The 25,536-nt window shown below is 63.8% G+C and carries 19 protein-coding genes; 12 read left to right on the forward strand and 7 right to left on the reverse strand.

Annotated elements, in window-relative coordinates; all coding sequences use genetic code 11:
* Nucleotides 1–367 precede the first annotated feature (367 nt).
* The 8 genes from EV662_RS15195 to EV662_RS15230 all read left to right on the forward strand — a co-directional run bounded on the left by EV662_RS15195 (nt 368) and on the right by EV662_RS15230 (nt 9,952).
* The gene (locus tag EV662_RS15195; RefSeq protein ID WP_132464403.1) at nt 368–1,249 is read left to right on the forward strand and encodes an ExeA family protein; all 882 of its coding nucleotides are present in this window, start codon (nt 368–370) and stop codon (nt 1,247–1,249) included.
* On the forward strand, nt 1,246–2,757 hold the full coding sequence (locus EV662_RS15200) for a GumC family protein (RefSeq protein WP_132464406.1): 1,512 nt from the start codon (nt 1,246–1,248) through the stop codon (nt 2,755–2,757). The genes EV662_RS15195 and EV662_RS15200 overlap by 4 nt, the downstream gene beginning before the upstream one ends.
* A 27-nt stretch (nt 2,758–2,784) precedes the next feature.
* Nucleotides 2,785–3,618, forward strand: a complete 834-nt coding sequence (locus EV662_RS15205) for a CpsD/CapB family tyrosine-protein kinase (protein WP_132464408.1) — start codon at nt 2,785–2,787, stop codon at nt 3,616–3,618.
* Nucleotides 3,619–3,882: 264 nt separating this feature from the next.
* Nucleotides 3,883–5,130 carry a glycosyltransferase family 4 protein gene (locus EV662_RS15210; RefSeq protein ID WP_132464411.1) on the forward strand — a complete coding sequence of 416 codons (1,248 nt, stop codon included), beginning with the start codon at nt 3,883–3,885 and terminating at the stop codon, nt 5,128–5,130.
* On the forward strand, nt 5,130–7,079 hold the full coding sequence (gene asnB / locus EV662_RS15215) for an asparagine synthase (glutamine-hydrolyzing) (RefSeq protein WP_132464414.1): 1,950 nt from the start codon (nt 5,130–5,132) through the stop codon (nt 7,077–7,079). The genes EV662_RS15210 and asnB overlap by 1 nt, the downstream gene beginning before the upstream one ends.
* Nucleotides 7,080–7,161: 82 nt before the next feature.
* Complete coding sequence (locus tag EV662_RS15220; RefSeq protein ID WP_132464417.1) at nt 7,162–8,322, forward strand: acyltransferase family protein; 1,161 nt, start codon at nt 7,162–7,164, stop codon at nt 8,320–8,322.
* A 48-nt stretch (nt 8,323–8,370) separates the two neighbouring features.
* The gene (locus EV662_RS15225; protein WP_132464420.1) at nt 8,371–9,606 is read left to right on the forward strand and encodes a hypothetical protein; all 1,236 of its coding nucleotides are present in this window, start codon (nt 8,371–8,373) and stop codon (nt 9,604–9,606) included.
* Complete coding sequence (locus EV662_RS15230) at nt 9,590–9,952, forward strand: hypothetical protein (RefSeq protein WP_132464423.1); 363 nt, start codon at nt 9,590–9,592, stop codon at nt 9,950–9,952. Before EV662_RS15225 ends, EV662_RS15230 begins: the two co-directional genes overlap by 17 nt.
* Before the next feature lie 75 nt (nt 9,953–10,027).
* Here the strand turns inward: EV662_RS15230 and EV662_RS15235 are convergent, their stop codons facing one another.
* Together EV662_RS15235 and EV662_RS15240 are read right to left on the reverse strand one after the other, a co-directional pair.
* Nucleotides 10,028–10,993: a glycosyltransferase family A protein gene (locus EV662_RS15235; RefSeq protein WP_132464426.1), complete on the reverse strand. Its 966-nt coding sequence runs from the start codon at nt 10,991–10,993 to the stop codon at nt 10,028–10,030.
* A gap of 8 nt (nt 10,994–11,001) precedes the next feature.
* Nucleotides 11,002–11,889, reverse strand: a complete 888-nt coding sequence (locus EV662_RS15240; RefSeq protein ID WP_132464429.1) for a class I SAM-dependent methyltransferase — start codon at nt 11,887–11,889, stop codon at nt 11,002–11,004.
* 288 nt (nt 11,890–12,177) lie between these two features.
* Between EV662_RS15240 and EV662_RS15245 the strand changes: the two genes are divergently transcribed.
* Nucleotides 12,178–13,467, forward strand: coding sequence for a glycosyltransferase family 4 protein (locus EV662_RS15245; protein WP_132464432.1), 1,290 nt, complete (start codon nt 12,178–12,180; stop codon nt 13,465–13,467).
* On the opposite strand, the gene EV662_RS15250 is transcribed toward EV662_RS15245, so the two are convergent.
* The 4 genes from EV662_RS15250 to EV662_RS15265 all read right to left on the reverse strand — a co-directional run bounded on the left by EV662_RS15250 (nt 13,451) and on the right by EV662_RS15265 (nt 19,308).
* Nucleotides 13,451–14,311 (reverse strand): methyltransferase domain-containing protein, encoded by an 861-nt coding sequence (locus EV662_RS15250; RefSeq protein ID WP_132464435.1) that lies wholly within the window; start codon nt 14,309–14,311, stop codon nt 13,451–13,453. The two genes, EV662_RS15245 and EV662_RS15250, sit on opposite strands and share 17 nt — an antisense overlap.
* A gap of 174 nt (nt 14,312–14,485) precedes the next feature.
* The gene (locus EV662_RS15255) at nt 14,486–16,813 is read right to left on the reverse strand and encodes a hypothetical protein (RefSeq protein WP_132464439.1); all 2,328 of its coding nucleotides are present in this window, start codon (nt 16,811–16,813) and stop codon (nt 14,486–14,488) included.
* 178 nt (nt 16,814–16,991) lie between these two features.
* Nucleotides 16,992–19,043 (reverse strand): hypothetical protein, encoded by a 2,052-nt coding sequence (locus EV662_RS15260; RefSeq protein ID WP_132464442.1) that lies wholly within the window; start codon nt 19,041–19,043, stop codon nt 16,992–16,994.
* Between the two features lie 4 nt (nt 19,044–19,047).
* Complete coding sequence (locus tag EV662_RS15265; protein ID WP_132464445.1) at nt 19,048–19,308, reverse strand: spike base protein, RCAP_Rcc01079 family; 261 nt, start codon at nt 19,306–19,308, stop codon at nt 19,048–19,050.
* 286 nt (nt 19,309–19,594) lie between these two features.
* Here EV662_RS15265 and EV662_RS15270 point away from each other — a divergent pair, with 286 nt between their 5' ends.
* Genes EV662_RS15270 through EV662_RS15280 form a run of 3 tightly spaced genes read left to right on the forward strand, consistent with a single transcriptional unit; the run spans nt 19,595 to nt 23,739 of the window.
* Nucleotides 19,595–21,094, forward strand: coding sequence for an O-antigen ligase family protein (locus EV662_RS15270; RefSeq protein ID WP_132464448.1), 1,500 nt, complete (start codon nt 19,595–19,597; stop codon nt 21,092–21,094).
* A gap of 54 nt (nt 21,095–21,148) precedes the next feature.
* Nucleotides 21,149–22,789: a glycosyltransferase gene (locus EV662_RS15275; RefSeq protein ID WP_132464451.1), complete on the forward strand. Its 1,641-nt coding sequence runs from the start codon at nt 21,149–21,151 to the stop codon at nt 22,787–22,789.
* Nucleotides 22,786–23,739: a glycosyltransferase family 2 protein gene (locus EV662_RS15280; RefSeq protein WP_132464454.1), complete on the forward strand. Its 954-nt coding sequence runs from the start codon at nt 22,786–22,788 to the stop codon at nt 23,737–23,739. Before EV662_RS15275 ends, EV662_RS15280 begins: the two co-directional genes overlap by 4 nt.
* Nucleotides 23,740–23,767: 28 nt before the next feature.
* Here the strand turns inward: EV662_RS15280 and EV662_RS15285 are convergent, their stop codons facing one another.
* Nucleotides 23,768–25,363 carry a hypothetical protein gene (locus tag EV662_RS15285; protein ID WP_132464457.1) on the reverse strand — a complete coding sequence of 532 codons (1,596 nt, stop codon included), beginning with the start codon at nt 25,361–25,363 and terminating at the stop codon, nt 23,768–23,770.
* Nucleotides 25,364–25,536 lie beyond the last annotated feature (173 nt).

A 25,536-nucleotide genomic window follows, 5' to 3' on the forward strand; every position in this document is an offset into this window, starting at 1 on the left:
ATCAAAGCTCCAGTTGACCCCTCCTTGATTTTCCAGTCAAAAATTTGATGGTGGCCCGTATTTGGGCAGAACCGAGGCAGGGCACAGGAAGCGGCGGGCCGGTGTTCGGAACACTCTTTCAACCCTGGCGCGATTGTGGGTCGCTCGGAAACATTGCCGGGCGCCGCTGCCCCTTTTCGGATGCCGTTTCGACGAATCACCGTGCCATAGGGTAAACTCTGATCTCATTCTTACGGAATGCCTTGAAAATGACATTCCTTGCGGCTACCGCCAGCTATAGAGGCAACAGTTTCTTTCCGATCATCTCTTGTGACCGGCCGTGCCACGCGCGAGGCGGGAGACCAATTAGACAGTACCCGAGCAGGTCATGAACACCTCACTCTACAACGAGCATTTCGGTTTCAGCGAGCGACCGTTCTCGCTCGTGCCGGACCCGGACTTCCTGTTCTGGTCGCAGGCCCATGCCCGCGCTTTCTCGGTACTGGAATACGGGCTGGTGACGCGCGCGCCGCTGACCGTGGTCACAGGCGAGGTCGGTACCGGCAAGACCACACTGATCCAGGCGCTTCTGCGCCAGATCGACGAGGATGTCACCTTGGGCCTGATATCGAACGCCCAGGGCGGGCGGGGGGATCTGCTGCGTTGGGTTTTGAACGCGCTGGACGTCGCCACACCGCCGGGGGCCGATTATGTCTCGTTGTTCCAGCAGTTCCAGAATTTCGTGCTGGACGAATACGCCGCCGGGCGGCACGTCGCGCTAATCGTGGATGAGGCGCAGAACCTTGGCGCGGAAACGCTGGAAGAGCTCCGGATGTTGACGAACATCAATTCCGGCAAGGACGAGCTTCTGCAGATCATCCTGGTCGGCCAGCCCGAGCTGCGCGATCTGATCCGCCGGCCCGAGTTGAGGCAGTTCGCTCAGCGGGTGATGGCGGTTTACCATCTCGAACCGATGGATGTGGTCACGACCCGTGACTATATCGCACACAGGCTGAAACATGTGGGTGGCACCGGCAAGGAATTCTCGGCCGAAGCGACCCGCTTCATCTTCGAAGAATCCGGGGGTATCCCGCGCGTGGTGAACAAGCTCTGCGATCTTGCGCTCGTCTACGCGGCGAGCGCCGGGCATGCCAAGGTTGGGATCGCCACAATCCGCGAACTGGTGCGCGACGGGCTGATCCTCAAGCCGCTTGGCGACCCGCTCGTTCTGACCGAGTCGCTCGACAGTTTCGGGAAGGCCGCTGAATGAATTTCGACCTGCAACTCTACTGGGCTCTGTTCCTGCGCCGCCTGCCTGTGATGCTTCTCTTCGTGTTGATCGGCGCTGCCGCCGGTGTGGTGGCGGCCCTGCGGCTGCCCGAGACCTATGAAACCTCCGCGCGGCTGCTCGTCGAGGCGCCGCAGATCCCCGACAGCATGGTCGAATCGACGATTCAGACCGAGGCGACCGAACAGCTCGACATCATCGAACAGCGGCTGCTGACCCGGGCGAACCTGATCGACATCGCCAACCGGTTCAATGTCTTCCCGGACATTCGCCAGATGGAACCCGATACAGTCGTCAGCAAGATGCGAGCCTCCACCAGAATCCGGCGCTCGGCAGGGCGGGAGCAGGCCACGCTGATGACGATCAGCTTCACCTCCCATTCCGGTAGGGTCGCGGCGAATGTCGTGAACGAATACGTCACGCTGGTTCTCGAGGCGAATACCGAGTTTCGCGTCTCGCGCGCCGAGAGCACGCTCAGCTTCTTCGAACAGGAGGTCGAGCGATTGGGCCAGGAACTCGACCGCCAGAGCGCGGCGATCGCCACCTTCCGCTCGGAAAACGCCGAGGCCCTGCCCGAGGACCAGAGCTACCGGCTGAGCCGCCAGACTCTCCTGCAGGAGCGGCTTGCCCGGCTGGAGCGGGATCTCAAGGCCGGTGAAGCGCAGCGTGCGGAGATCATCAGGATATTCGAGTCCACGGGTCGGGTCTCGCCCGGCGTGGGCCCCGCTCGAGCCCGCAGCCCCGCAGAGGAACGGCTGCTCGCCGCCCAGGCCGAGCTCGATAACGCCAAGGTGATCTATTCCGAGGAAAACCCGCGGGTGGTTCGCCTGCAGGCCCTCGTGGATCAACTCGAAGACACCGTCCGGGCCCAGACCGAGGCCGGTGTGACCGGCGAGGAGGCCGAGGCCACCTCGACCGAACAGGCGCTGCTGGACGCGACGCTGGCACAGATCGACACCCAGCTCGAGACGATCAGGACCGATATCGGGAGCACTCAGACGGAACTGGACGAACTGCAGAGGCGGGTTTCGCAAAGCGCGGCCAACGGCCTTCAGATCAACGCGCTCGAGCGCGACTACGATGTCATCCAGAGCCGCTACAATGCGGCCGTGACCAACCTCAACCAGGCGCGGATGAGCGAGCGCGTCGAGAGCACCGCCCAGGGCCAGCGCATCACCGTGATCGAGAACGCCGTCGTTCCGCGGGTGCCCACGGGCCCCGACCGGCCCAAGGTTGCGATCCTGGGCGTCCTTGGTGGGGGCGCGCTTGCGGCGGGCTATTTCCTGCTGCTCGAGCTGCTGAACCGGACGATCCGCTCGCCGGCCGAGCTGACCGGCCGGTTCAACATCACTCCGATCACAACGATCCCCTACATGCGCGTCAAGGACGGACGGCTGGTGCGGCGCCGGCGCTTCCTTGGGGCAAGCTTCGCGCTTCTGATCGGCCTGGTTCCGGTGGCGGGGGTCGTCGGGATGGCCGGCCTGGGTTAGGGCGGCGCGAGCAGGACGAGAGAGATAATGGAAAAGCTACAGGCAGCCCTGGACAAGGCCCGCAAGACCCGCACGGGCGAGGGGAGCGTCCCCGTCCGGCGTCAGCTCCAGACCCGGCCCCAGGCGATCGCCCCCGAGGTCGACGCGCTCTGGCAGGATCTCGCGTCCTTCGAGGTCGATCCGCGCCTGCTGGTCGACCATCTTGTTGTCACCCGCGAGGCCGGAGAGGCGGCCACGCCGTTCGACATCCTGCGCACCAAGACGCTGCTGCAGATGCGCCAGAACGGCTGGAAGCGACTGGCGATCACTTCGCCGATGCCCGGCGCGGGCAAGACGACGGTGGCCTGCAATCTGGCGCTGGGAATGGGGCGGCAGCGCGACCTGCGCTCGATGCTGTTCGATCTGGACCTGCGCGACCCCTCGGCGCACCACTTCTTCGAGACCGCGCCGCCGTATCCCATCGGCGATGTGCTGACCGGCAAGGTGCCCTTTGCCGCGCAGGGGATGCGCTATGGCGACAATGTCGCGATCTCGACGGGACATCACCCGGTGGCCGACCCGACCAGGCTGCTTCTGGCCGAGGAAACGGCAGAGGTGCTGGATGCGATCGAGGCCGCTTACAAGCCCGACCTGATGATCTTCGACCTGCCCTCGGTGCTGGTCAACGACGACACCCGGGCCTTCCTCAAGAACGTCGATTGCGCGCTGATCGTGATCCGCGCCGAGGAGACCCGCTTTGGCCAGTTCGACACCTGCGAGCGCGAAGTCGCCGAACACACGAATGTTCTGGGCGTCGTTCTGAATGCCTATCGCTATGGTGAGAATACCGCCCACAAATCCTGGAAAGGCGAGAAGGCCTGACCTTCGGGTATTCAGTCCGACATCTGATGAACCGGGTCGATGATGGATGTCTCTGACCCGATGTCCGGATCATGCCGATGGCGTCATGGGGCCGGAGTTCCCCCGGTCTTGGAGCGAGCATCCCGCCCGGAAAAACTCTGTTTCCGGAACCCTTGCGACTTGCCACGATGGCCGGAGGCGCCCGTATACCCTGATGGCCGTATCGCTTTACTCAAAAGGGGTCCTGCGCCATAACGCGCGCGACTGTATTCAAGGACATTTCCCGTGCCCGCCCTGCCGCGCCTTGCCTATCTCACCTCGCTTTATCCGGCGGCCTCGCACACTTTCATCCTGCGTGAGGTGACCGCCCTGCGCGAACTGGGCTTTCAGGTCGAGACCTGCTCGATCCGTCGGCCCGCGCCGTCGCATCTGATCGGGCCCGAGGAAGCGGCGGCCGTCGCCTCCACTTTCCATGTCGTGCCGCGCGGCCGGAACCCGGTGACGATGCTGCGCGCCCTTGGCGCCGCGCTGCGGACACCGGGGCGGTTGCTGGCCACGCTGGCGCTTGCCTGGCGGACGGCCCCGCCCGGTGCCGCGGGCACCCTCAAGCAGCTCTTCTATCTCGCCGAAGCGCTGGTGCTGGCCCGGCACCTGCGCATGCAGGGCATCGATCACCTGCACAATCATTTCGCCGATCCTTCCGCCAATGTGGCGATGCTGACCTCGGCGCTGTCGGGTATCCCCTTCAGCTATACCCTGCACGGGCCGGCCGAGATCTACGAGCCCTACAAGTGGCAACTGCGGGAAAAGACGGCACGGGCGGCCTTCGTCGCCTGCATCAGCCATTTCGCCCGCTCCCAGGCGATGTATTTCTCCGATCCCGCCCATTGGACCAAGATCCGGATCGTCCATTGCGGGGTGACCCCCGAACGCTATGACCGGCCCGCGCCCCTCGGGGGCAACGGCACGCGGCTGGTCTTCGTCGGGCGGCTGACCGCGATCAAGGGGCTTCGGGTGCTGCTGGAGGCCTTCGCCCGGGCGCGCGAAACCTGGCCCGACCTGCATCTGACGCTGGTGGGCGATGGCGAGGATCGGGCGCATCTGGAAGCGCTCGCCGCGCCTCTGGGGGATGCGGTGGCCTTCACCGGCTATCGCTCGCAGGAGGGGGTGGCCGAAACGCTGGCCGCCTCGGACGTATTCGTCCTGCCAAGCTTTTCCGAGGGGTTGCCGGTCGTGCTGATGGAGGCGATGGCCGCGGGCAAGCCGGTGATCGCCACCCAGCTGGCCGGGGTGGGCGAGCTGGTCGAGGAGGGGGTCTCGGGTTTTCTGGTGCCTGCGGGCGATGCCGAAAGCCTGGCCGAACGCATGGTGCGGATCGCGGGCGATCCAGCCCTGCGCGAGACGATGGGGGCGGCGGGGCAGGCCCGGGTGCGGGCCGACTTCGACGTGCGCCAGGAGGCTGCCCGGATCGGGGCGCTGTTCGCAGGCCAGGGCGGCAGCGGGCCCCGGCCGGACCCCATGGGGACGACCTGATGTGCGGGATCGCGGGCTTTCTGGCTGCGCCGGGGGCATGGGGGCCGGAAGAGCCCATCGTCACCGCGATGATGGCGGCGATCGCCCATCGCGGCCCGGATTCCCGCGGCCAGTGGTGCGATACGGCGGCGGGCGTCGCGCTTGGCCATCTGCGGCTTGCCATCCTCGATCTGAGCCCCGCTGGCCATCAGCCGATGATCTCGGCCTCGGGGCGGCATGTGCTGATCTTCAACGGCGAGATCTACAATCACCTGCATCTGCGCGCCGAACTGGACGCGGCCGGCAGGGCGCCCGCCTGGCGGGGCAGTTCGGATACCGAGACGCTGTTGGCCGGGATCGACGCCTGGGGGCTGGAGGCCACGCTGGAGCGATGCGTGGGCATGTTCGCCGTTGCCCTGTGGGACCGGCAGGACCGGCGGCTGTCGCTGGCGCGCGACCGGTTGGGGGAAAAGCCGCTCTATTACGGCTGGCAGGGACAGGGGGCGCGGGCGGCCTTCCTGTTCGGCTCGGAACTCAAGGCGCTCTGCCGCCACCCGGCCTTTGCGGGCGAGATCGCGCGCGGCAGCGTCGTCGAGGTCTTGCGCCACGGCCATGTCGGCGAGGACCGGTCGATCTGGCGCGGGATCGGCAAGGTACGCCCCGGCGAAATCGTCACTGTTTCAGCCGAAGAACGGAATCCGCAGCGGCACCGCTACTGGGACGGCGCGGCCGTCGCCGCCACGCCCAAGCCGCCGCGCCTGTCCGACCGAGAGGCGGTGGACCGGCTGGAGGCGCTGCTGCTGGACGCGGTCGGCCAGCAGATGATGTCGGACGTGCCGCTGGGGGCGTTCCTGTCGGGCGGGGTCGACAGTTCCACCGTCGTGGCGCTGATGCAGCACCTGTCGGACCGGCCCGTGCACAGCTTCTCGATCGGCTTTCACGAGGCGCGTTACAACGAGGCGGAGTACGCCAGGGCGGTCGCAGCTCACCTGGGCACCCACCATACCGAACTCTATGTCAGCGACCGGGACCTGCGCGACGTGATCCCGAGACTGCCACGACTCTATGATGAGCCCTTCGCCGACAGTTCGCAGATCCCGACCTTCCTGGTGGCCGAACTGGCGCGCGCCCATGTCACCGTGGCGCTGTCGGGCGATGGCGGGGACGAGCTTTTCTGCGGCTATGACCGCTACCGGCAGGCGGCCAGACTGCGCGCCGCGCTGGCCCGGGTGCCACTGCCCCTGCGCCAGGCTGGCGCCACCGCGATCCGCAGCCTGCCCGCGGGCGCGCTGACCCGGGTTCTGTCACCGCTCTTTCCGACGCCCCAAGGCAAGGAGCCGATCGGCCAGCGGCTGCACCGGCTGGTGCACTACGCAAGGCAACCCGATCTGGAAGCCCTGCACCGCACCATGGTCTCGGTCTGGCGCTTCCCCGAGGCGGCGGTGCCCGGGGCCACCCAGCCCCCTGGCCTGCTGGCCGACACCCTGCCGCCGCGGGGCACCCTGGGCGATGTCGAGCGGATGATGCAGCTGGACATGCTGGCTTACATGGTCGACGACATCCTGACCAAGGTGGACCGCGCGACCATGGCGGTGGCGCTGGAAAGCCGCGCGCCGTTGCTCGACCACCGGGTGGTGGAGTTCGCCTGGGGCTTGCCCGAGGACATGAAGCTGCGCGACGGTGTCTCGAAATGGGTGCTGCGGCAGGTTCTTTACCGGCACGTCCCGCGCGAATTGATCGAGCGGCCCAAGATGGGCTTCGAGGTGCCGATCGGGCTGTGGCTGCGGGGCGGGCTGAAGGACTGGACCGCAGCCCTGCTGGATCCGGCGCGGCTTGCGCGCGAGGGCCTGTTCGATCCGGCCGTGATCGACCGGCTCTGGCAGCAACACCTGTCCGGGCGGTTCAACTGGGGCCAGCAATTGTGGTGCGTGCTGATGGTGCAGGCCTGGCTGGAAGAGACCCGCAGATGAGGGGGCGATCTCACATCCGCCGCCCCGCCATTGGCGGCAGGCGCGCGCCAGCGCCGGCCTTCATGGCAGAGGTCACACCCTGATGCCCGCCGCCGCCGCGCACGACCGTTATCTGGCCACCCGCCATTTCGGCAGTCTCGATGGGCTGCGCTTCCTGTGCATCACGGCCGTGCTCTGGCACCACACGCCGTTCCGGGAAGAGATCGTCCAGCTCTCGATCCTGTTTCGGCGGGGTCATGTCGGGGTGGACTTCTTCTTCGTGCTCAGCGGCTTCCTGATCACCACGCTGTTGCTGCGCGAAGAGGCGGCAAAGGGCCGCTTCTCCTTGCGCGGGTTCTACTGGCGCAGGATTCTCAGGATCGTGCCGCTCTATTTCTTCGTGATCAGCCTCGCCGCCTTCTATGCCATCGGCATCAAGGGCTATACCGAGCAGATCGAGATCCTGCCCTATTACTACCTGTTTCTCTCGAATTTCCTGAGCGCCGAGCATATCGGCTTTCTTGCGCCCACCTGGTCGCTGTCCGTGGAGGAGCAGTATTACCTGATCTGGCCGACGCTGCTGCTGTTTCTGCCCCGCCGCTGGATCACGCCGGTGCTGCTGGCGCTGATCGCGGTCAACGTGCTCTCGGCGGCGGGTTTTTTCGGGCTGCTGGGGATCGGGCCGATCGAGACCGGACATCTTCGTTTCGCCATCGAGGGGGCCACCTATGCGCCCATCCTGATGGGGTCGCTCGTGGCGATCCTGCTGCAGGATCGCGTCTGGTTTGCGCGCATGAACCGGGTAACGGGGTTTGCCGGCGCGCCCTGGCTGTGGTTTCTGGCACTTCTTCTGGCCTTGGCAGCTTTTCCCGGTGTCCTCGAAGGCTGGCCGAACCTTGTCGTGCACAGCCTGATGGCGCTGATGCTGGTCAGCCTGGTGGTTCGCGAAGACAACGCCATGGCCCCGATCCTCAAGTTCAGACCCATCGAGCGGATCGGACAGATCAGTTACGGCATCTACCTTTACCATCTCTTCGCCGCGGCGCTGGTGACCAAGCTGGCCATCATGGTCGGCTGGACCCATTGGGCCCCGGTCCTGCTCGGCTATTACGCCATGACGATCGTGATCGCCGAAATCAGCTTCCGCACCCTGGAGGCCTGGTTCCTTGGCCTTCGGCACAAGCGGATCGGTCTGGTCGATGCCTCTCTGGGCCGGATCAGGACAAGCATACCCGACAAGTTTTCCGGTCGCGATCACCGATGAGTGCGAGGGAAACGCCATTGGCCAGAATCTTGCCGTGAAAGGATGGACATGAAACCCGCCGTACTTTTCACCCTTGTCCTTCTTGGCCTCGCGGCCGGCCTCGCCTACAGGCTTTACCCCATCGTCCTGGGCCCGCCGGTGCTGTCGGAAGCCTTCATGACCGAGGACGGCTATCTGATGCTGACTGTCGCCCGGAACATGGCGTTGGGGCTCGGCATGAGCGTGTCGGACGGCACGATCCCCACCAACGGCGTGCAGCCCCTGGCGACCTTTCTGTTCGCCATCCCCTACCTTCTGACCGGCGGCGACAAGGTGACGAGCCTTGTCGGCATCCATTTGATCGCCGCGACCGTCGCGCTTGGCGGCGCTTTTGCGGTGCGCGCCTTCGCCCGCCGTGTGCTGGCGCCTCTGGACGACGCGCCGCTCTGGTCTTGGATGGCCGCGCTCCTGTGGTTCCTGTCACCGCTGCTGCTCTATCATACGATGAACGGGCTCGAGACCGGACTCTACACCGTCGTGCTGCTGCTGACGCTGTTGCAGTTCGGGCGTGTCCTGGGCAAAGGCGCGGGGGTAGGCCCGGCGGACCGGCTGCTGCTCGGCGCTCTTGGCGGGCTGGTGTTTCTGGCGCGCAATGACGCCGTCTTCCTTGTGACGGCGATCTTCGCCATCTGGGCCCTGCATGACCTTGTCCGTGTCCGCACGGGCTTTGTTCCCATGCTGCGGCGGCTGGTGCCGCCGGGCCTAGCCAGCCTTGCGGTGGCGGCGCCCTGGCTGATCAACAACCAGATCCGTTTCGGTTCCATCGTGCCGATCAGCGGGTCCGCGCAATCGCTGGCGGCCGAGTTCGGACAGAATGCCGGCCTGCTGCCGGTGAAGATGTTCGAATACCTGTTCCCGATGCTGCCGGTTCCCGGCGGGCTGGAGGGCACGTCTCCCGCGATCTGGGGCGGGGTGCTTGTCGTGGCCCTGGTTCTGGGCCTGTTCCTTGTCCAGCTCCTCCGGCGCGGCAACGCCGTGCTCTGGGCGGTGGTGGGGGCCTATCTGGTCCATGGCTTGGCCCTTGCGGGCTATTACGGGCTCTATTTCGGGGCTGCCCATTTCATGGGCCGCTATCTTGCGCCCCTTGCGCCGCTCCTGATCGTGGCCGCGCTCTGGGCCGCGATCGAGCTGGGGCGGGTCCTCTGGCCGGGCCGGCCCCGGCTTGTGGCGCAGGTCTACGGGGGGGGGCGGACTGGTCCTCTCGGTGCTGCTATTGGGGCGGCTTCTGATGCCCGGCGTTCATGATCAGGGCCACGGACAGGTGGTGCGCTGGGTGCAGGAAAACGTGCCCGAAACGGTCTGGGTGGGTGCGGTGCAGACGGGTACGCTGGGCTACTGGCACGACCGCACGATCAATCTCGACGGCAAGGTCAACCCCGAGGCGCTGGCGGCGCGGCGCGAAACCGGCACGGTCCTGCCTTACGTCGTGCAGGACAGCCGGATCGACTACATCGTCGACTGGGCCGGCGTGGCCGGCTGGGTCGCGCAGGACGCAGCGGGCTTCTCCGAGGCGTTCGAGCTTCTCTTGCGCGACGAGGCCGCAAATCTCGCGGTGCTGCGGCGCAGGATCCCAACAACCCCCGAGAACTGAGGGCGGTTGGCAACCGTGCCGGCGGGATCTGCGCCGCCGCCGTGGCGGGCTGATCCTTCCGGGCGATCGCCCGTGCTACACGGCCGTTTCCGAGACCGGCTGGACAGCAGCCGACCACAGCGCCGCGCGTTCGGCCTCGATCTCGGCCACGGCGCGGGCCTTGCCAACCAGCAGCGCACGGCGCTGATAGGAGCGGAGGAAAGCGGCAAGGTCCGGATCGTCATGCTGCGGGATCCGGCGTGCCATCGCCCCGAAATAGCCCTGCAGCATGGCCAGACCACCCAGGACAAGGGGCGGCTGGCGCATCCTGTTGATGGCCGAGGCCAGCATGAACAGCGGATCGGTGCCCATGTAGTACTGTCCGAAGCCGTGGCGGCGACGGCCGGTATAGATGCTCGTCTGGCTCGACCCCATGGGGCGCAGATGCTCGAAGCGCAGGTCAGGATCGTCCCAGCTCACCGGTGTCCAGCCCAACTGGCGGGCCTTGTGGCAGTCGATCCCGTCCCACATGACCTCGCGCACGAAGCCGCCGATCTGGCGGAAACAGGCGACCGAGTAGAACTTGGTCATACCCAGCGACATCTCGTCCCCGATCCGCTCGCTGACCAGGTTACCGTCCGCGTTGCGGAAATAGGCCTTGCCTGAGCAGGTGCCGATCCGGGGATCGGCCTGCATACGGTCCATCAGGATCTCGAAATACCGCGGCGGCAGGTCGAGATCGAGGTCGAGCTTGCACAGATAGGCGTAATCATCGAGCGAAACGGTCTCCAGCCCGGCATAGAACGCCTCGATCACGCCGGGGCCCACGGCGCGGTGGCCGCGGTCTGGTTTCAGCACGATGCGGATCCAGTCGTGGCGGGCGGCATACTCGGCCAGGATCGCGGGGGTGTCGTCGGTCGAGCCGTCATCGACGATCACCCAAAGTGCAGGCCGCTCGCTCTGCGCCACCACGCTGTCGAGCGTGCGACGCATGTAGGCCGCCTCGTTCCGGCAGGGCGAGATCACGACATAGGCGCGGGGATCGGGGGCGGGCTGGGTCATGGTACAGATCAACGCAGCCGTTTGACCACGAACATCAGCGACGGACCCGATTCCACGATGCAGGCTTCGTAACACTCCCCTAGAAGCCCGCCCACGAACTGCCACAGTTCGCGCGCAATCTTGGGGATATCCTCAACCACGGCAAAACCGCCGACGCTCAGCCTTGAGAGAAAAAAGGACAGGGAATTAAGGTTGGCCGTAGGCAGATGAAGCCCGTCATCGATCATCAGATGAAATTCGTCCGGCAACGCCGCGCCGAGTGCAGCAAAGGTGGCGCGGTCGGTCTGGTCGACGGGGAAGGTCCGGATCCGCTCTTCTTCGAACAGCACGCGGCGGTCGATATCGGCCCCGAAGACCCGCCCCCGGGGCAGGAAGTCGCGAAACGCCCGCAGTGAGGCACCAGGTCGGCCGGCAATGCCCATGTTCGACACCACATCGGGATTGTTGGTGCCCAGCCCGATTTCCAGCAGGTTGACGGTCCCATCCTCACCGATCTGGTGCAGGATACTGGCATAGACCCTGTGATACTCGTGGGCAGAGGACTTGTCCGAGCCGTACCTCCGAAAAAGAGCCGCAAGTTCGTCAACCCGGCCGGCGCCGTTCCGCTCGGCATAGACATGATCGGTCATTACCGGAGGGGCAGCCAGTCCGATCCCGTCGCCAAGCGCCTTGAGGGCCGGGACCATATCGTTGACCGCCTGCAGAGCGAGGGGCGCGCGCTGGCTGTAGCCGCCGCCGCTGTAGGCGCAGTAGAGCGGGAACGCCTTGAGCACATCGAGCCGCGTTTGCCCGCGGTTCCTGAAAGCGATGTAGCCGTTTTTCGCACGTTCATAGTAAGGGGCAAGAATCCTATTCTTCTTCGTGAAAAGTAGAAAATCTCTGGGGCTAAATGTCATGTCGCATCACAGATCTTGCGCTCCGCTTCCTGGTCAGCCTCGACCGGGCGCCGAAGCATCGGTTGCGGGATGCCTCCATCGCAGGCAGTCTGCTCGTTGTTTGGGGGCAGCGCTCCTACCGGTCAAGCTTTGAATGTTCCGCTGTCTCATGGTGTGGATATCTCGAGGGTTGTTTTTGCTCGACAAGGCAGGGATACCTTCCCAGCTCGGAACCGGAAATTTCACAGGATCACGACAGACGCGATCCTTCGCCTGCTCGCGGGGCGCCATTAAGCTCAGGGGAATAGCATGACCCGACACCGTATTCTCATCCTCGCCCAGGACTGCAATCCCGAATGGCCGTCCCTGCCGATAGTGGGATACAACTATGCCCGGGCGCTAGCCGGGGTGGCAGATGTCACCATCGCCACCCATGTCCGCAATCGAGAGAACATCGAGAAGGCAGGCGAACTCTCCGGCAGGGTGTGTTACATCGACAACGAATGGATCGCCGCCCCCATGTACCGGCTGTCCGTCCTGCTACGCCGCGGCGAGGAGGTGGCGTGGAGCGTTAACCAGATCATGGCCTATCTGCCGAACCTCGCCTTCGAGCGACAGATCCTCGACACCTTCCGCAAGCAGTTGCGCGCCGGCGCGTTCGACATCGTCCACCGGATCACGCCGATGTCACCGACCCAGCCAAGCTATATGGTCGGCAAGACCCGCCAGCCCTTCGTCGTGGGGCCGCTCAACGGCAATCTCGACTGGCCCTCGCAGTTCTCCTCCGAGAAGAAGCGCGAGCGCGAAGGGCTGCGGTCGCTCCGGGAACTCTACCGCTACCTGCCCTATGCCCGGTCGACGCAGTCGAAGGCCGACTGCATCCTCGCCGCGTTCCAGCACACCATCGACGATCTGAAAGCCGCCGATCCCGCCCGCATCGTACCGATGCCCGAAATCGGGTTCGACCCGGCAATCTTCCATGCCGAGGGGCGGCAGGTTCCGTTTTCGGACCCAGGTCCAAAGCGCTTCCTCTATGTGGGGCGGCTGGTGCCCTACAAACTGCCGGAAGTCGCCGTCCGGGCCTTTGTCGGCTCTGACCTGCTCCGACCCCACAAGCTGCACGTGGTCGGAGCCGGCCCCGAACTCGACCGGCTGAAGGCGATGGTCGCGGAGGCCGGTGCCGGCGACCGGGTGATCTTCGAAGGCGGCAAGACACAGGCCGAGGTCGCCGAGTTCATGCGCCGCTCGGATGCCTTCGTCTTCCCCTCGATCCGCGAGCTCGGCGCCGGCGTGGTGATCGAGGCGATGGCCTGTGGCTTGGTCTGCCTGGTGACGGATTACGGTGCACCGGGGGATCTGGCGGCCAACGACCGTGGTGTACGGATTCCGATGCAGAATCTGGAGGGTCTGGTACACGCCTACCGGGCTGCGATGGAAGATTGCCTGGCCGATCCCACGCGCCACGCCGCCACTGCCGACCGGGCGTGGGCCTATGCCCATGGGCTGTATGACTGGGAGGCCAAGGCCGCCTACACCCTGCGCATCTATGAAGCGCTTCTGTCCGGCGCGCCGCTGGACCAGTTCACCGATTACCGCTGAACCGCTCTCCTCCCCCCGGGTGGCGCAGCGTCATTGCAATGCCGTTGCGCATGTAGGGGATGACCCCGACGGGCTTTGCGAGGATTCGGCCGATGCGGGCCGGCAGGCTGGCGCCCTTGAAGCCGTCTTCGTAATATTCCGCCTGTTCCGTCTCGAACCCCGCATGCCCGGCCTGCCAAAGCATCTGTTTCAGCGTGTATTCGTGCTGATGACCAAGGACCATGCCCGGCTCGGGATAGCGATAGATGTCGAGGACCTCCTTGCCGAGCGCCATGTAGACAAGGTTCCGGAACCGGTGGCCATTGGGCGTGGTCAGAAACAGCCGTCCGCCGGGGGCGAGCAGCTTCTTGATCCGGCCGAGCACCACATAGGGCGGCTGGGGGATATGCTCGATCACCTCGGTCAGGATGACCAGGTCCAGCCCTTCGATCTCCGGGGTCTCATCCGAGAACAGATCGACGATGACGAATTTCAGCCCCAAATCCTCGACATCCTTGCGGGCCCGCTCGTTGACATCGCCCACGATCGCGTCGAATTTCAGAAGCCGCGACACGAGCACCGCGAGAATTCCCCCCCCGATGTCGAGAACACGGCTGCCCGGCGGCAGACCCAAGGCCTCAATATATTGAAACGACTTCCAGAATCTCTGCTTGCAGCGCCTGTAATAGGCTAGGTTCTCGACGAATGTCCGGCCCTGTATGTGGGACTCGTAGGTTTGGCTGAAGGTCGCGTAAGAAACGGTCTGGAGGGAATGATTCATAGAAGACTTGAAGCCAGGAGGGTCAACATCAATCTGTGGCACAGGCAAACACCGAACCCGGAGCGAGTCAAGGCAAGGGGGCATGCGCCGTCCGATGCGTCATGGGCGACCATCAACAGCGAAGAAGGGCCAACTGCGTGACGCAATTGACCTTCCCCCAGATCCCCACTGGCCGACACTGCAGCACGGCTTAGAGGCCAGGCCGCCTCGGCCAAGCGGAGATCTGGGGTCCATCTTCGTCAGCGATTAACAACCGCGTTACAGCTTCCTCGCCCCGATGTTCGCCCGGTCACCCGGCTCATTTGCTATCCAGTCGGCCACGGTTTCGCCAATCGCCGGGCCCATGGCGAAATTGGTCGTCCGTGTCACGCCGCTCGGGTCAGGGGCCGCGCCGGAAGGCAAACCGGAGAGAATATAAGCGGGCGTTACCGGAACAGGGGTTACGGTGATGTCCCCCGGCCCGTTGTAGGTGTAGATATTCTGATCGAGAAGGGTGATCTGGTTGCCCCAAGCATCGAGCAGCGGCGCAGTCTCGTCCAGTTTGTAGTTGATCCCCGCCAAATTCCCGTCCGCAATCCAGCCCGCGAGGGTAGTATTGTTATCCGCATCGGGCCAGGATTCTACGTTGTCACCCCACTGATCCTGCGGCCAATAACTGTAGATGCGTACCTGTGCGTCCAGCTCAGGTATTGGATTTGTGGCAGCCGGATCATCTCGCAAAGACACCATTCGGATCAACTCGACAAATGGAACTATTAGCGATCTAGTAAACGGAGAATAGTGAACAAAAGTGTTTCCGTAGAACTTGTTCGGGGCCACTCTTGCCTTGAAGAAATCCCGCCACTGCTCAATAAACGGCGCTACTCCTAGCGCGCTGTTGAAGAAAGCATCAATGGCGGCTTGATCGCTCAGGTCCACGTCCCCCCGCCTTTGAACAGCAATTGCGGAAGATGCCGGGGCACCAAGGAAGCTGTGGAAAATACAGTTCCTGATTGTTACGCCCATCCCTTGAACGTAGGACATATGCTCAGAACCATTGACGCGAGGAATGAAAATACACCCGTCGAGGATTGTGTTGCCGAGGTTCGGAAGGTTCGGGTTGCGTCCGTTTGTATATGTTGAAACAACACCGAGGCCGCCCTGTCCGATGCTGTCAAAGACATACATATGCGAGTCATAGCGGGGCGGGAACGAAGCACCGCTCATGTCTTGAAGGCGGTAACATTCTTGAACTTGCGATGTGGCGTTGGTGTGGCTGATATATAAAAGGTTGGATCTCGGAACCCTGAACGCGGCGGCAGATTTTCCCTCCTGCACGGTGCCAGCCGCATCGACAATTTCCGTGCCAGTAAAGCCGAAGTATCCGGTGCGGCCGCCTTCCATTTCGCTCGAGCACAAAGCGCCATAACTGCCGCGCTTTGCAATAGTGAAATCGTTGCAGTGGAAAATCCCGTTAACATAGTTCAGGGAAATGGTATCCCAGAAGCCGGTCAAGGTGATCTTGTCGGCAATGAAGCTTGCGGCAGAACCTGGGACGTATACACCAACATTGAGATTTTCCGGCAAAGTTGCCGAGAAGGGCGCAACGGTCGGATCATACCCGCCACGAAGGTCAATGTTGGAACAATGAATCTCCCCTTCAATTCCTTGCGGCGGTGCAAGTCTTATAGTTCCAGCGCTTCTAGGAGATGATGTCAGATTATTCCAGATTGGATCGTCGCCAGTTCCATAAGCGTCAATGCCGCTGATGTTGTCCGAATTGCTGTTGAAGTGGACGTTGTAGGTCTTATTCCTCTTCCAGAGAAACAGCGTCTTGTTGCCATTTTCCGGGCGCGTGTTGATGATGCCCGGACGCCTATCGTCAACAAACGGATAGTAGTAGCTATAGCCGCCGTTAATCTTCCACTCTGCCGATACCGCAGTGAACGAAAAATTCACATCGGTTTCCTGAAACCCGTCGAAAACCAGTGTGCCCGCATTAACCCGATCCGTGATCCACGAGGGCATGTCCGGGTCGTCATGGGCAGGCACCGAGTCCGTGTCAAATGCGACAACGCTGAGGTAGAAGTCTTCTGGCTTGGCAACCTCGACCTCGGTAGAGGCCGTTGCCCACAGACCAGAAGACGGCTCATAGACCAGCACGCTGGCAACGTAGGTTCCGCCTTCCCGGTAGAGGTGCATGGCTTCCGGCCCTTTACCGTAGCGGCGAGAGGCGCAACCGGGCGGCAGGCGGGTGGGGGCGGACCATTCCTTTTCTGCCTCGGGCACGTTTGCCCACGCCGCGTCGCCGTAGAAATCCCAGAGGTAGATGAGATCGTGATACCGAGGATAGTATTGCTGGCGGTGTCCAGGCGGCGTGCTTTCCGGGTGTTCCAGCGGCGTCTGGAAGAGGGATTGCGTCGTGTTCACCCGGAACGTCACGCTGTCCGGGGCAACCTGCCCGCGGGTTCGCGTCAGTTCGATCGAGATCGTGCCCGCCGTCGGATTGCCCCAAGATGGCACTTGCGCCGATGCCGAGTTCCCTCCCTGGGTGATCGTCAGAGTCATCGCCGTTCCGGCGAGCAGGGCGGATGTCAGTTTGAGCATGTCACGTCTCCGCATGGGAACTCCCTTGAAATCCGCGATCCATCCTCGGCTTTTCGCAGAGCGGACCCGATCCAACCGGAAGTCAAGCTGTTTGATATTTGAGTGCGCCCTCGGCTCCCCGAGCCGACACCGTCTCTGGGCTCAGATGCCGGGATTTCGAAACCTGCTGGCGCGCGCCTCAGTCATTGGGGGCGGCCTTCGCCGTCAGCCATGCAACAAGCGCGACCCTCTCGTCCGGGGTCAGATCATTGGTGGTGCAGACGATCTGCCGGACGCGGCCTTGCACGCCGTACGAAGGGACAGCCGATGAGTATGACAGCGGGCGGATAGTTGCTGCCATGTCTGGTGTAGTGCCGGTCAGATCGAGACCCTCGGCGCTGACGACGACATATGTACCGTTTGTCGTCCACAGGCCATGCAATTCGGCGCGGGTGGAGGGCGTGATCGGGGTCCCATCCGCACTATAAGTGATCGGGCCGCCAAATCCGATGTCGAGGGGAGTGGCGCCCCCGTAGTTGGTTGCCGAAGCCACCCCTGCGGCGACGGAAGACAAAGACGTGCCCACCAGCATGAAATTCCCGTCGTTCCGGGTATCGATGACCGCGTGGAGGCACATATCGGCGGTCAAGCCGGTGAGCGCGCTGGCGGGCGTCAGATAGCCCGTCGAGGTCACATTGTTATTGGTGTAGCTGCCCTGATACGTTCCGATGCCGACCGGCGAGGAGGCAGCGGCGTCCCCGGTGGTGAAGTCGTTGCCAGTGCCGGACTTGTCGGTGAAAAGGATCGGCGTGTCGCCAAGGGCCGGGGGCATCCCGGCCTTTGTCTGCATGCTGGCGGCATCGGTGAAGTCCAGCCAGAAAACACACTTGTTCTGAGCCCCCTCGTTCAGACTGGCCGGATCGAACGTGGCCGCGCCCGCGATGGCAATTGCGTTCGTGTCTTGCGAGACATCCGCCCCTGCGCCGCTGCGGGCCGCTTCGGTGACGATGATGCTGCTGCCTGCGTCGTCCGACTGAACCTCATAGGTCGGCGCCGCCGCCGTGCCGCCCATGGACCCGGACCCACTTGACGTGTAGGCGATGCTGGGCTCCGGGTTACTGGCGTCATAGACCCACAGGCCCGGCGCGACCGTCAACGTCTCCGCTACTCCACCCGTGCCGGACAGGATCGGCGCAACCAGACATTTCGCCACCACGCCCGAGAGCGCATCTAGGTCGAGTACTGCGCCATCGGCCCAGGTGGTATAGGTACCCGCATACAGACCGCCCTCGATCATGATGCTGTCAAGCGTGCCGGCGCCGCTGATCTCCAGCGTATTGTCACCGGGGTCACGCAGGGTGATCTCGCTGCTGCGGATCATGTTCGAAGTCGCGGTCACCGTGCCCACGATATTTTCTGCCGTGACGACACAGGTGATCTCCGCGCCGATATCGACGGTTTGCAGCATGTAGCCCGACCCCGTCGCCCCGGAGATCACTGCACCATCACGATACCATTGATAGGAAAGGCTTGGCGCGGGGATTGCTGTCCAGCTGCCCGGATCGCATGTCAGTGTGGCGCCGACGGTCGGGTTGCCCGAGATGCTGGGCGCCACAACGTTCACGGGCGGCACGAACCCCGTAACCCTGATGGTATTCGAGGTGGCCGAAGCCGACCCTTCCTCGTTGGTCGCCGTCACCGTGCATGCGATCTCGGCCGCATCATCATCCTGCGTGATCGTATAGGTGGTGGTCGTCGCCCCGACGACCGGGAGACTGCCCCGCATCCACTGGTAGACAAGGCTCGGCGCCGGCGTACCCGTCCAGCCGCCGCTCTCCACGACGAGCACGTCGCCCAGAGCGGATCCGCCCGAGATGATGGGGCCGATGGTGTTCGACGGCGCGACACCCGAAACGGTCGTGCTTGAGGTGTTGAAGAGGAAATCGTTGTTCTCGCTGTCCGTCACCCGGATACGCGCCTGTACGCTTTCACCATAGGCGAGAATGACGGAGCCGTCGAAGGTCCAGGCGCCCCCATTCACGGACCATTCTGCAACGGCCGAGACGATCGATCCGCCCGTCGATTTGTAGTTGGCCGTATCCGTGGCCGAGGCCGGGAGCGTGTCTGCCAGGGTTGTACCGTCCGGAACGGGTTGGATGGCCGGGGCGACCTTGGCGATGATGAGAAGGCCGTCCTCGGCGACGATCGGTCCGGAGGACGAAAAGGCAATGCCGATGGGAAAACTGCTCATTGGATCACCTCAGCGCCACGATTCCGGTTGCGGTCGTACCGGTCGCCCAGACCCGTGTGGCACGGACGGGAAATATGACCCCGGCGACGACATAGACAGCGCCGGTCGTCCCTCCGACCGTGGTGACTTTCACGGTCCCGGAGGTGGCGACATTGAGCCCTCGGCTGGCCGAGGAAAGGTCTTCGGTATCGCTGGGCGTGACCGCGTGGAGTTGTGTCGCCGGACTGTCCAGCCCTGTCTTGTGATTCTGGAAGGCGTCTTTCATCCGCTCGGCTCCCGTTCGGAGGTGTTCTTCAAAGGCAATGCGCCGAACATGACGGGACTGCGCCCTTCTGTTTTCAGGCCTTGCCGGACGAGGGGACTATCGGGGAAAGTGCTGAAAGAGGGGTGGGACCGCCGCACGCAGTGCAGTGCCCCGGCGCAACGCTCTCGGCAGGATCGCGTTTACCGGTGTCGTTCTATCCTGTATCGCGTCGTGCCGAGGAGGACCGACCGTCAATCACCGCTGCGCGCCCCGTGCCTCGGCGCAAGCGCCGGACAGGAGTTAGCCCATGCTGCCCCCCTTGGCCGTGCTGTTCGCCTGGCCCGTCATCAGCATCATCTTCTTCCGGACCATGCGCCTGCCCCTGGCGATCCTCGTCACGATCTTTGGGGGTTATCTTCTACTGCCCGAAGCCACCGTTATCGATTTTCCGCTTCTTCCAGCCCTCAACAAGCACACCGTTCCGGTCCTGAGCGTATTGCTCCTGATCGCGCTCGGGATCGGCTACGCCCCCCCTCGGAAGCTCGCCGGCCTGCTGCCACGGCATTGGCTAGTTCTCGTTCTGCTGGCCGTTCTGGTCGGGGGGGCCTTCATGACCGTGAGGACCAATCCCGATCCATTGGTCTACGGGCCGGTGTTCCTGCCAGGAATGAGGACCTATGATGCGTTTTCAGAGGTTCTGAGCACCATCATGATGGTGTTGCCGATGCTCGTGGCGCGGAAATACCTCGCCCATCCGGCCATGCATGTCCTGATCCTGCAGATCCTTTGCATTGCCGGTCTCGCCTATTCCCTGCCGGCCCTGTTCGAAGTCCGGATGTCGCCCCAGCTCAACAACTGGATCTACGGCTTCTTTCCGCATAGCTTTGCCCAGCATGTGCGGGGTGGCGGCTTTCGGCCCTTGGTCTTTCTCTCACATGGCCTGTTGCTGGCGATCTTCCTGTCGGCCACGATCCTAGCCGCACTCGGGCTTTCCAGGATCGATACGAAACGGCGCTCTCTCTTCCTGTGGGCAGTGCTCTGGCTCCTTGTCACATTGATCCTGGCCAAGTCGCTGGGCGCCCTGATCCTGACCCTGGCCCTCGCCCCGGTCGTCTTCCTCGCCTCGGCAAGACGCCAGTTGCTGGTCGCGGCCATCGTTGCGGGAATCTTCCTCAGTTATCCGATTCTTCGAAGCAGCCAGATCGTCCCGGTCGAGCGGATCGCGGCGACCGTCGAGACGTTCAGTTCGGATCGGGCTGAATCCTTTCGCTTCCGTTTGACCAGCGAAGACAGGTTGCTTGAAAAGGCACAGCAACGCCCGCTGTTCGGATGGGGCAAATGGGGAAGAAACAGGGTCTATGACGAAAAAGGCCGTATTATCGCCATCACTGACGGGGCCTGGACCGGTCAGATTGGAACATCTGGGTGGGTAGGATATCTAGCCGTTTTCGGGCTGCTGACCATGCCGCTTCTGCTTCTGTTCCGGAACGCTCGGCGATACGGGATCGGGATGGAAACCTCCGTTCTGGCACTGATCCTTGCGGGAAACCTCGCCGATTGCATTCCGAACGCGTCGATCACCCCGCTCACATGGGTCATCGCCGGAGCACTCTGGGGGCGGCTGGAGCTGAGGGCCGAGGCCGCCGAAGCGGCGCCGCAAACCTTGTCCTATGCGCGGCCGGGGTATCGCAGGGCCCCACCGGTCAGGCCCGCCCTGGTCGGCGAAGGCACGGATGCGCCTGCGCGCGGTGCTGCCTACACGCGTCAGACTGTGCTCAGATCCCGCAATCGGTCCCCCTCCCGCTAACGGCATTCTTGTTTCTGCCCCGGAGATGTCATTGTTCCTTGCGACGGAAATCTTATGAAAGCGCGCGACTGGCCCGTTCGTACAAAACCGGTGACACAAATGCAGGACAGTGCGGAAATCTCGGTGATCGTCGTCAATTACGGAACGGCGGACCTCGCCCGAGCTGCAGTCGACAGCGTCCTCGCCCACGACCACGACGGACGAAAGGTCGACGTGCATCTGGTGGACAACGCCTCGCCCGGGCAGGACCGCGAAATTCTGGCAGAGGCGGCGCGGTCCAAAGCCTGGCGTGGGCGGGTCACCTTCTACCCCGAGATGGTCAATCACGGCTTCGGCCGGGGCAACAATCTGGTCCTGCGGGTGCTCGCAGCCCGGCCGACGCCCCCCGACAAGGTGTTTCTGCTGAACCCCGATGCCCGGCTCGACAACGAAGCCATCGCGATCCTAGCCGACGCAATGGATGCGGACCCAACCATGGGCTTTGCAGGCGCCGGGATCAGCAAGCCCGGCTCGGGCCCCGTCGTGGCTGCCTTCCGTTTGCCAGGGCTGATCTCGGAGGTCGTCTCCACCCTAGGCGTCGGCCCCCTCGCCCGGCTTGCGCAGCACTGGCAGGTACCGCTGCCGCCAGACCATCCCGAGGGCCCGGTCGGCTGGGTTGCCGGCGCGGCCGTTCTGGCCCGCTTCCACGCACTACGAGAAATGGGCTTCTTCGATGACGCATTCTTCCTCTATTACGAAGAGGTCGATCTCATGCGCCGCGCCGACCTAGCGGGATGGAAAATCCATTATGTTCCCCGGGCCCGGGTCATCCATGCCGAAGGAGCCGCGACGGGCGTCAGAAGCGGCGAGACCGTGCGCCGCCGCCGACCGGCCTACTGGTATCAGTCTTGGGCATATTACTTCCTCAAGGCCCGGGGCCGCGTCGGGGCGGCGGGCCTCGCGGTCGCTGTGCTGCTGGCGAGCGTTCTACATTTCCCGCTGTCGGGACTGCGCCGTCGCCCCCCCGCCCTGCCGCTGCATTTCCTCGGCGATTTCTGGTCCGTCGCCGTCTGGCCGTTACTGCGGGGCCAGGCGCCCATTTCCTGGCCGACGCCGCCTGTGCAGGACGCGCCGACCGAGGCAGATACAGATCCGTTCCGGGTCAATCCCGGAACCGCGAACTGCAACCCGCTTGGGATCGGATTCTGGGCGTTGGTGCGTGAAGATTTCCGGACCAACGACAGTGATCTTCTCTCCCAGGGATTCTGGGCACTCTTCTGGCACCGCTTCGGCAACTGGCGCATGGAGGTCCGGCCAAAGCTCCTGCGGGCGCCGCTGAGCGTGATCTACGGGCTGATGTACAAGATGTGCCAGTGGTTCGGGGGAATCATGCTGCCCTACACCGTCCGGGTCGGGCGGCGGGTGCGGCTGGACCATTTCGGCGGCATGATCCTCGTGGCCCAGCAGATCGGCAATGACGTGATCATCCGGCAGAATACCACCTTTGGCATTGCCAGGCTTGACGACTCGCAGGGCCGCCCAGTGATCGGGGACGGCGTTGAGATCGGGGCCGGCGCGGTCATCCTCGGCCGGATTCGCGTGGGCGATCGTGCGACGATCGGGGCGAATGCCGTCGTGACGAAACCGGTGCCCGACCGGGCGGTGATGGGCGGCGTCCCTGCCCGCCTGATCCGCATAGTGGAGGCTGCGGAGTGAGCGTGGCGGCGGTGGCGATCGGCCGCAACGAGGGCGCGCGCCTGATCGCCTGTCTCGAGTCCCTCGCGGGCCAGGTCGAGCGGATCATCTATGTGGACAGCGGTTCGACCGATGGCAGCGTGGCGGCGGCCTGGGCCCGCGGCGCCGAGGTTGTCGAACTCGACACGGACACCCCCTTCACTGCAGCCCGCGCCCGAAATGCCGGCTTCGCCCGGCTGATGGAAGGCGGCCCTCCCCCGACCCATGTCCAATTCCTCGACGGCGATTGCGTGCTGCAGCCGGGCTGGATCGAGACCGCCGCCGCCTTCCTCGACGCCACCCCCAAGGCCGCCGTGGCCTGTGGCCGCCGGCGCGAGCGCCATCCCGAGGCCTCGATCTACAACCGGTTGATCGACACCGAATGGAACACCCCCGTCGGCGAGGCCCGGGCCTGCGGCGGCGATGCGATGATCAGGACTGCGGCATTTCAGGCGGTGGGCGGCTTCGATCCCGCCCTCATCGCCGGCGAAGAGCCCGAGCTTTGCGTGCGGCTGCGCGCCGCCGGCTGGCGGATCTGGCGGCTCGATGCCGAGATGACGCTGCACGACGCGGCCATGACCCGCTTCGGCCAGTGGTGGCAACGGGCGCGGCGGGCCGGCCACGCCTATGCCGAGGGCGCCGCGCTGCACGGGGGCCCGCCCGAACGGCATGGCGTACGTGAACTCACCCGCATCGTCGCCTGGGGCATGGTGCTGCCGGTGCTGACGCTTCTGGGCCTGATCGTCTCGCCCTGGGCCGGGCTTCTGCTTCTGGCCTGGCCCGCCCAGGTGCTGCGGCTGCGCCTGCGCGGCGAGCCCTGGGCGCAGGCGCTCGCCCTGACGCTGATCACGCTGCCCCAGGGCCTGGGGGTACTCACCTATCTGTACCGTCGCCTGACGAGGGCCCGTGCCCGGCTGATCGAGTACAAGTGACGCTCGCCCGATGCCCTGACGCTTCCGGTCACGGCGCATATCCCTTGTATACCTGAAATAGTCTGCCTTCGAAGGCGATCGGATCGCCATACGGCACGAACGCGCCGTCACGCCACGCCTGATCAAACCCGGGATCCTCGCGTAGCCAGGCAAGGATATCGAAGTTCGAATCCTCGAACCATCGCAAATGCCCGCTGACATCGAATGCCACCCGTTGCGGCCGCGCTTCTGCAAAAATTTCCGCAATGCGCCCTCTGTACCAGTCCGCAAGACCCTGACGCCGGTCCTCCGGAACATGGTTCTCACGGGCGTACCGTCCGTCTTGCTTGATGAGCGTCGCCAGCGGCCAATGCACAAGCGAAACACCCGCCCACTTTGCATCGAGAAAAATATAGACCTCCCCCATGCCCTTGACGCTCGGGCTTACCATCAGGACCGATTTCCCGGGTTCCTCGGGAGACATGCGCCTTACCAACGGGTGATCTACCACATCCCGTCTGCTCGGCATATCCGCCACCGAATGTCCCAAAGCGCCCGAGATCACGATCAGTATTGCAATGGCGCCGATGCGGAATATTGCCGGCTGGTATCGTGCGGACAGAAAAACGAGACCGGAAAAGATCAGCGCGAGATAAAGCACCTTTGCCGGCACGGCCTGATATTTCAGGCCAAATCCCTGAACGGAATACTGAAGCAGTGCGGCAAAAAACAGAATGACGAGAGTTCCCGCGGTGGCGAACAGGCCCGCCTTGTCGATGTTCTTCCATCCGTGAATCGACCCGGCGATGGCCGAGAGCAGTATCACCGGCAGACCGACCATGAACCATCTTCTCTGCAGTACGGCGAGAGGATCGGCAAAGCCCTGCGACAACCGGCCGAACGTCTCCATCGCGAATGGAATGATCTCCTTGAAATAGGCGGGCTCCATGAGCGCAAGTGCCGTATAGGACAGGAACCATGACACCGCCGCGCCGAAGGTCGAAAAAGAGAGTTTTCGGATCCTGCCCCGGGCGTGAACAAGATCCAGCAGCGCCAAGGCCGTCGCCATGAGTGCGAAATGCGGCTTGAACATCATCGAGAGACCGCCGAACACCCCGGCGATGGCCGCCAGATATTTGTTCTCCGGCTGGTTTGCCCGGCGCATGATTATCGCGCCGGCCCAGGGCACGAGCAACAGCGCGCCAACCAGATCCCGCTTTCCGATCAACGGATCGGAAAGAAAGAACAGCGTGCTCACACCAAGTGCCAGGACAAGGCCCTGTTCGACAGACCCCCGGCGCAAGACGGGTGCGAAGATCGCAAGAACGAGGCCGCAAAGAACCAGATCCAACACAAGGTACAACACCGTCAATACCTGGTCGAATTCCGCACCGACATGGTTCGAGATCGCGTAAGAGACGATGCCAACCAGAACGGGACCCGGCGGATTCGCATCGATCACCTGCTCATACAGGTGCAGGCCCTCGGACACGGCCTTTGCCGTGCCCGCAAAATAGGCAACGTCCAGATCGAGCCTGCTGTCCCATGAAAACCAGACCGACAGCGCGAAACACAGTAATGGAATGAGGAAGACCCAGATCGCCCCTGGCTGCCTTCCCTCCTGAGCGGAAACCATGCCCGTCATGTTGAATCCTCTGAGCCGAATGTCGCCATACCGCGCGTAGACCCGTCTTGAACCGGATAGCGTTTGGGCCCGGACCGCATCCGATAGGCTTTCACCGGTTTGTCTTCCGATCCTGACGCGACGGTGTTGCGTTGCACTCCAGCCCCCTAGCCGTAGCAGCGCATGTCACCTCT

It is taken from the genome of Rhodovulum marinum, assembly GCF_004343075.1.
Lineage (GTDB): Bacteria > Pseudomonadota > Alphaproteobacteria > Rhodobacterales > Rhodobacteraceae > Rhodovulum > Rhodovulum marinum.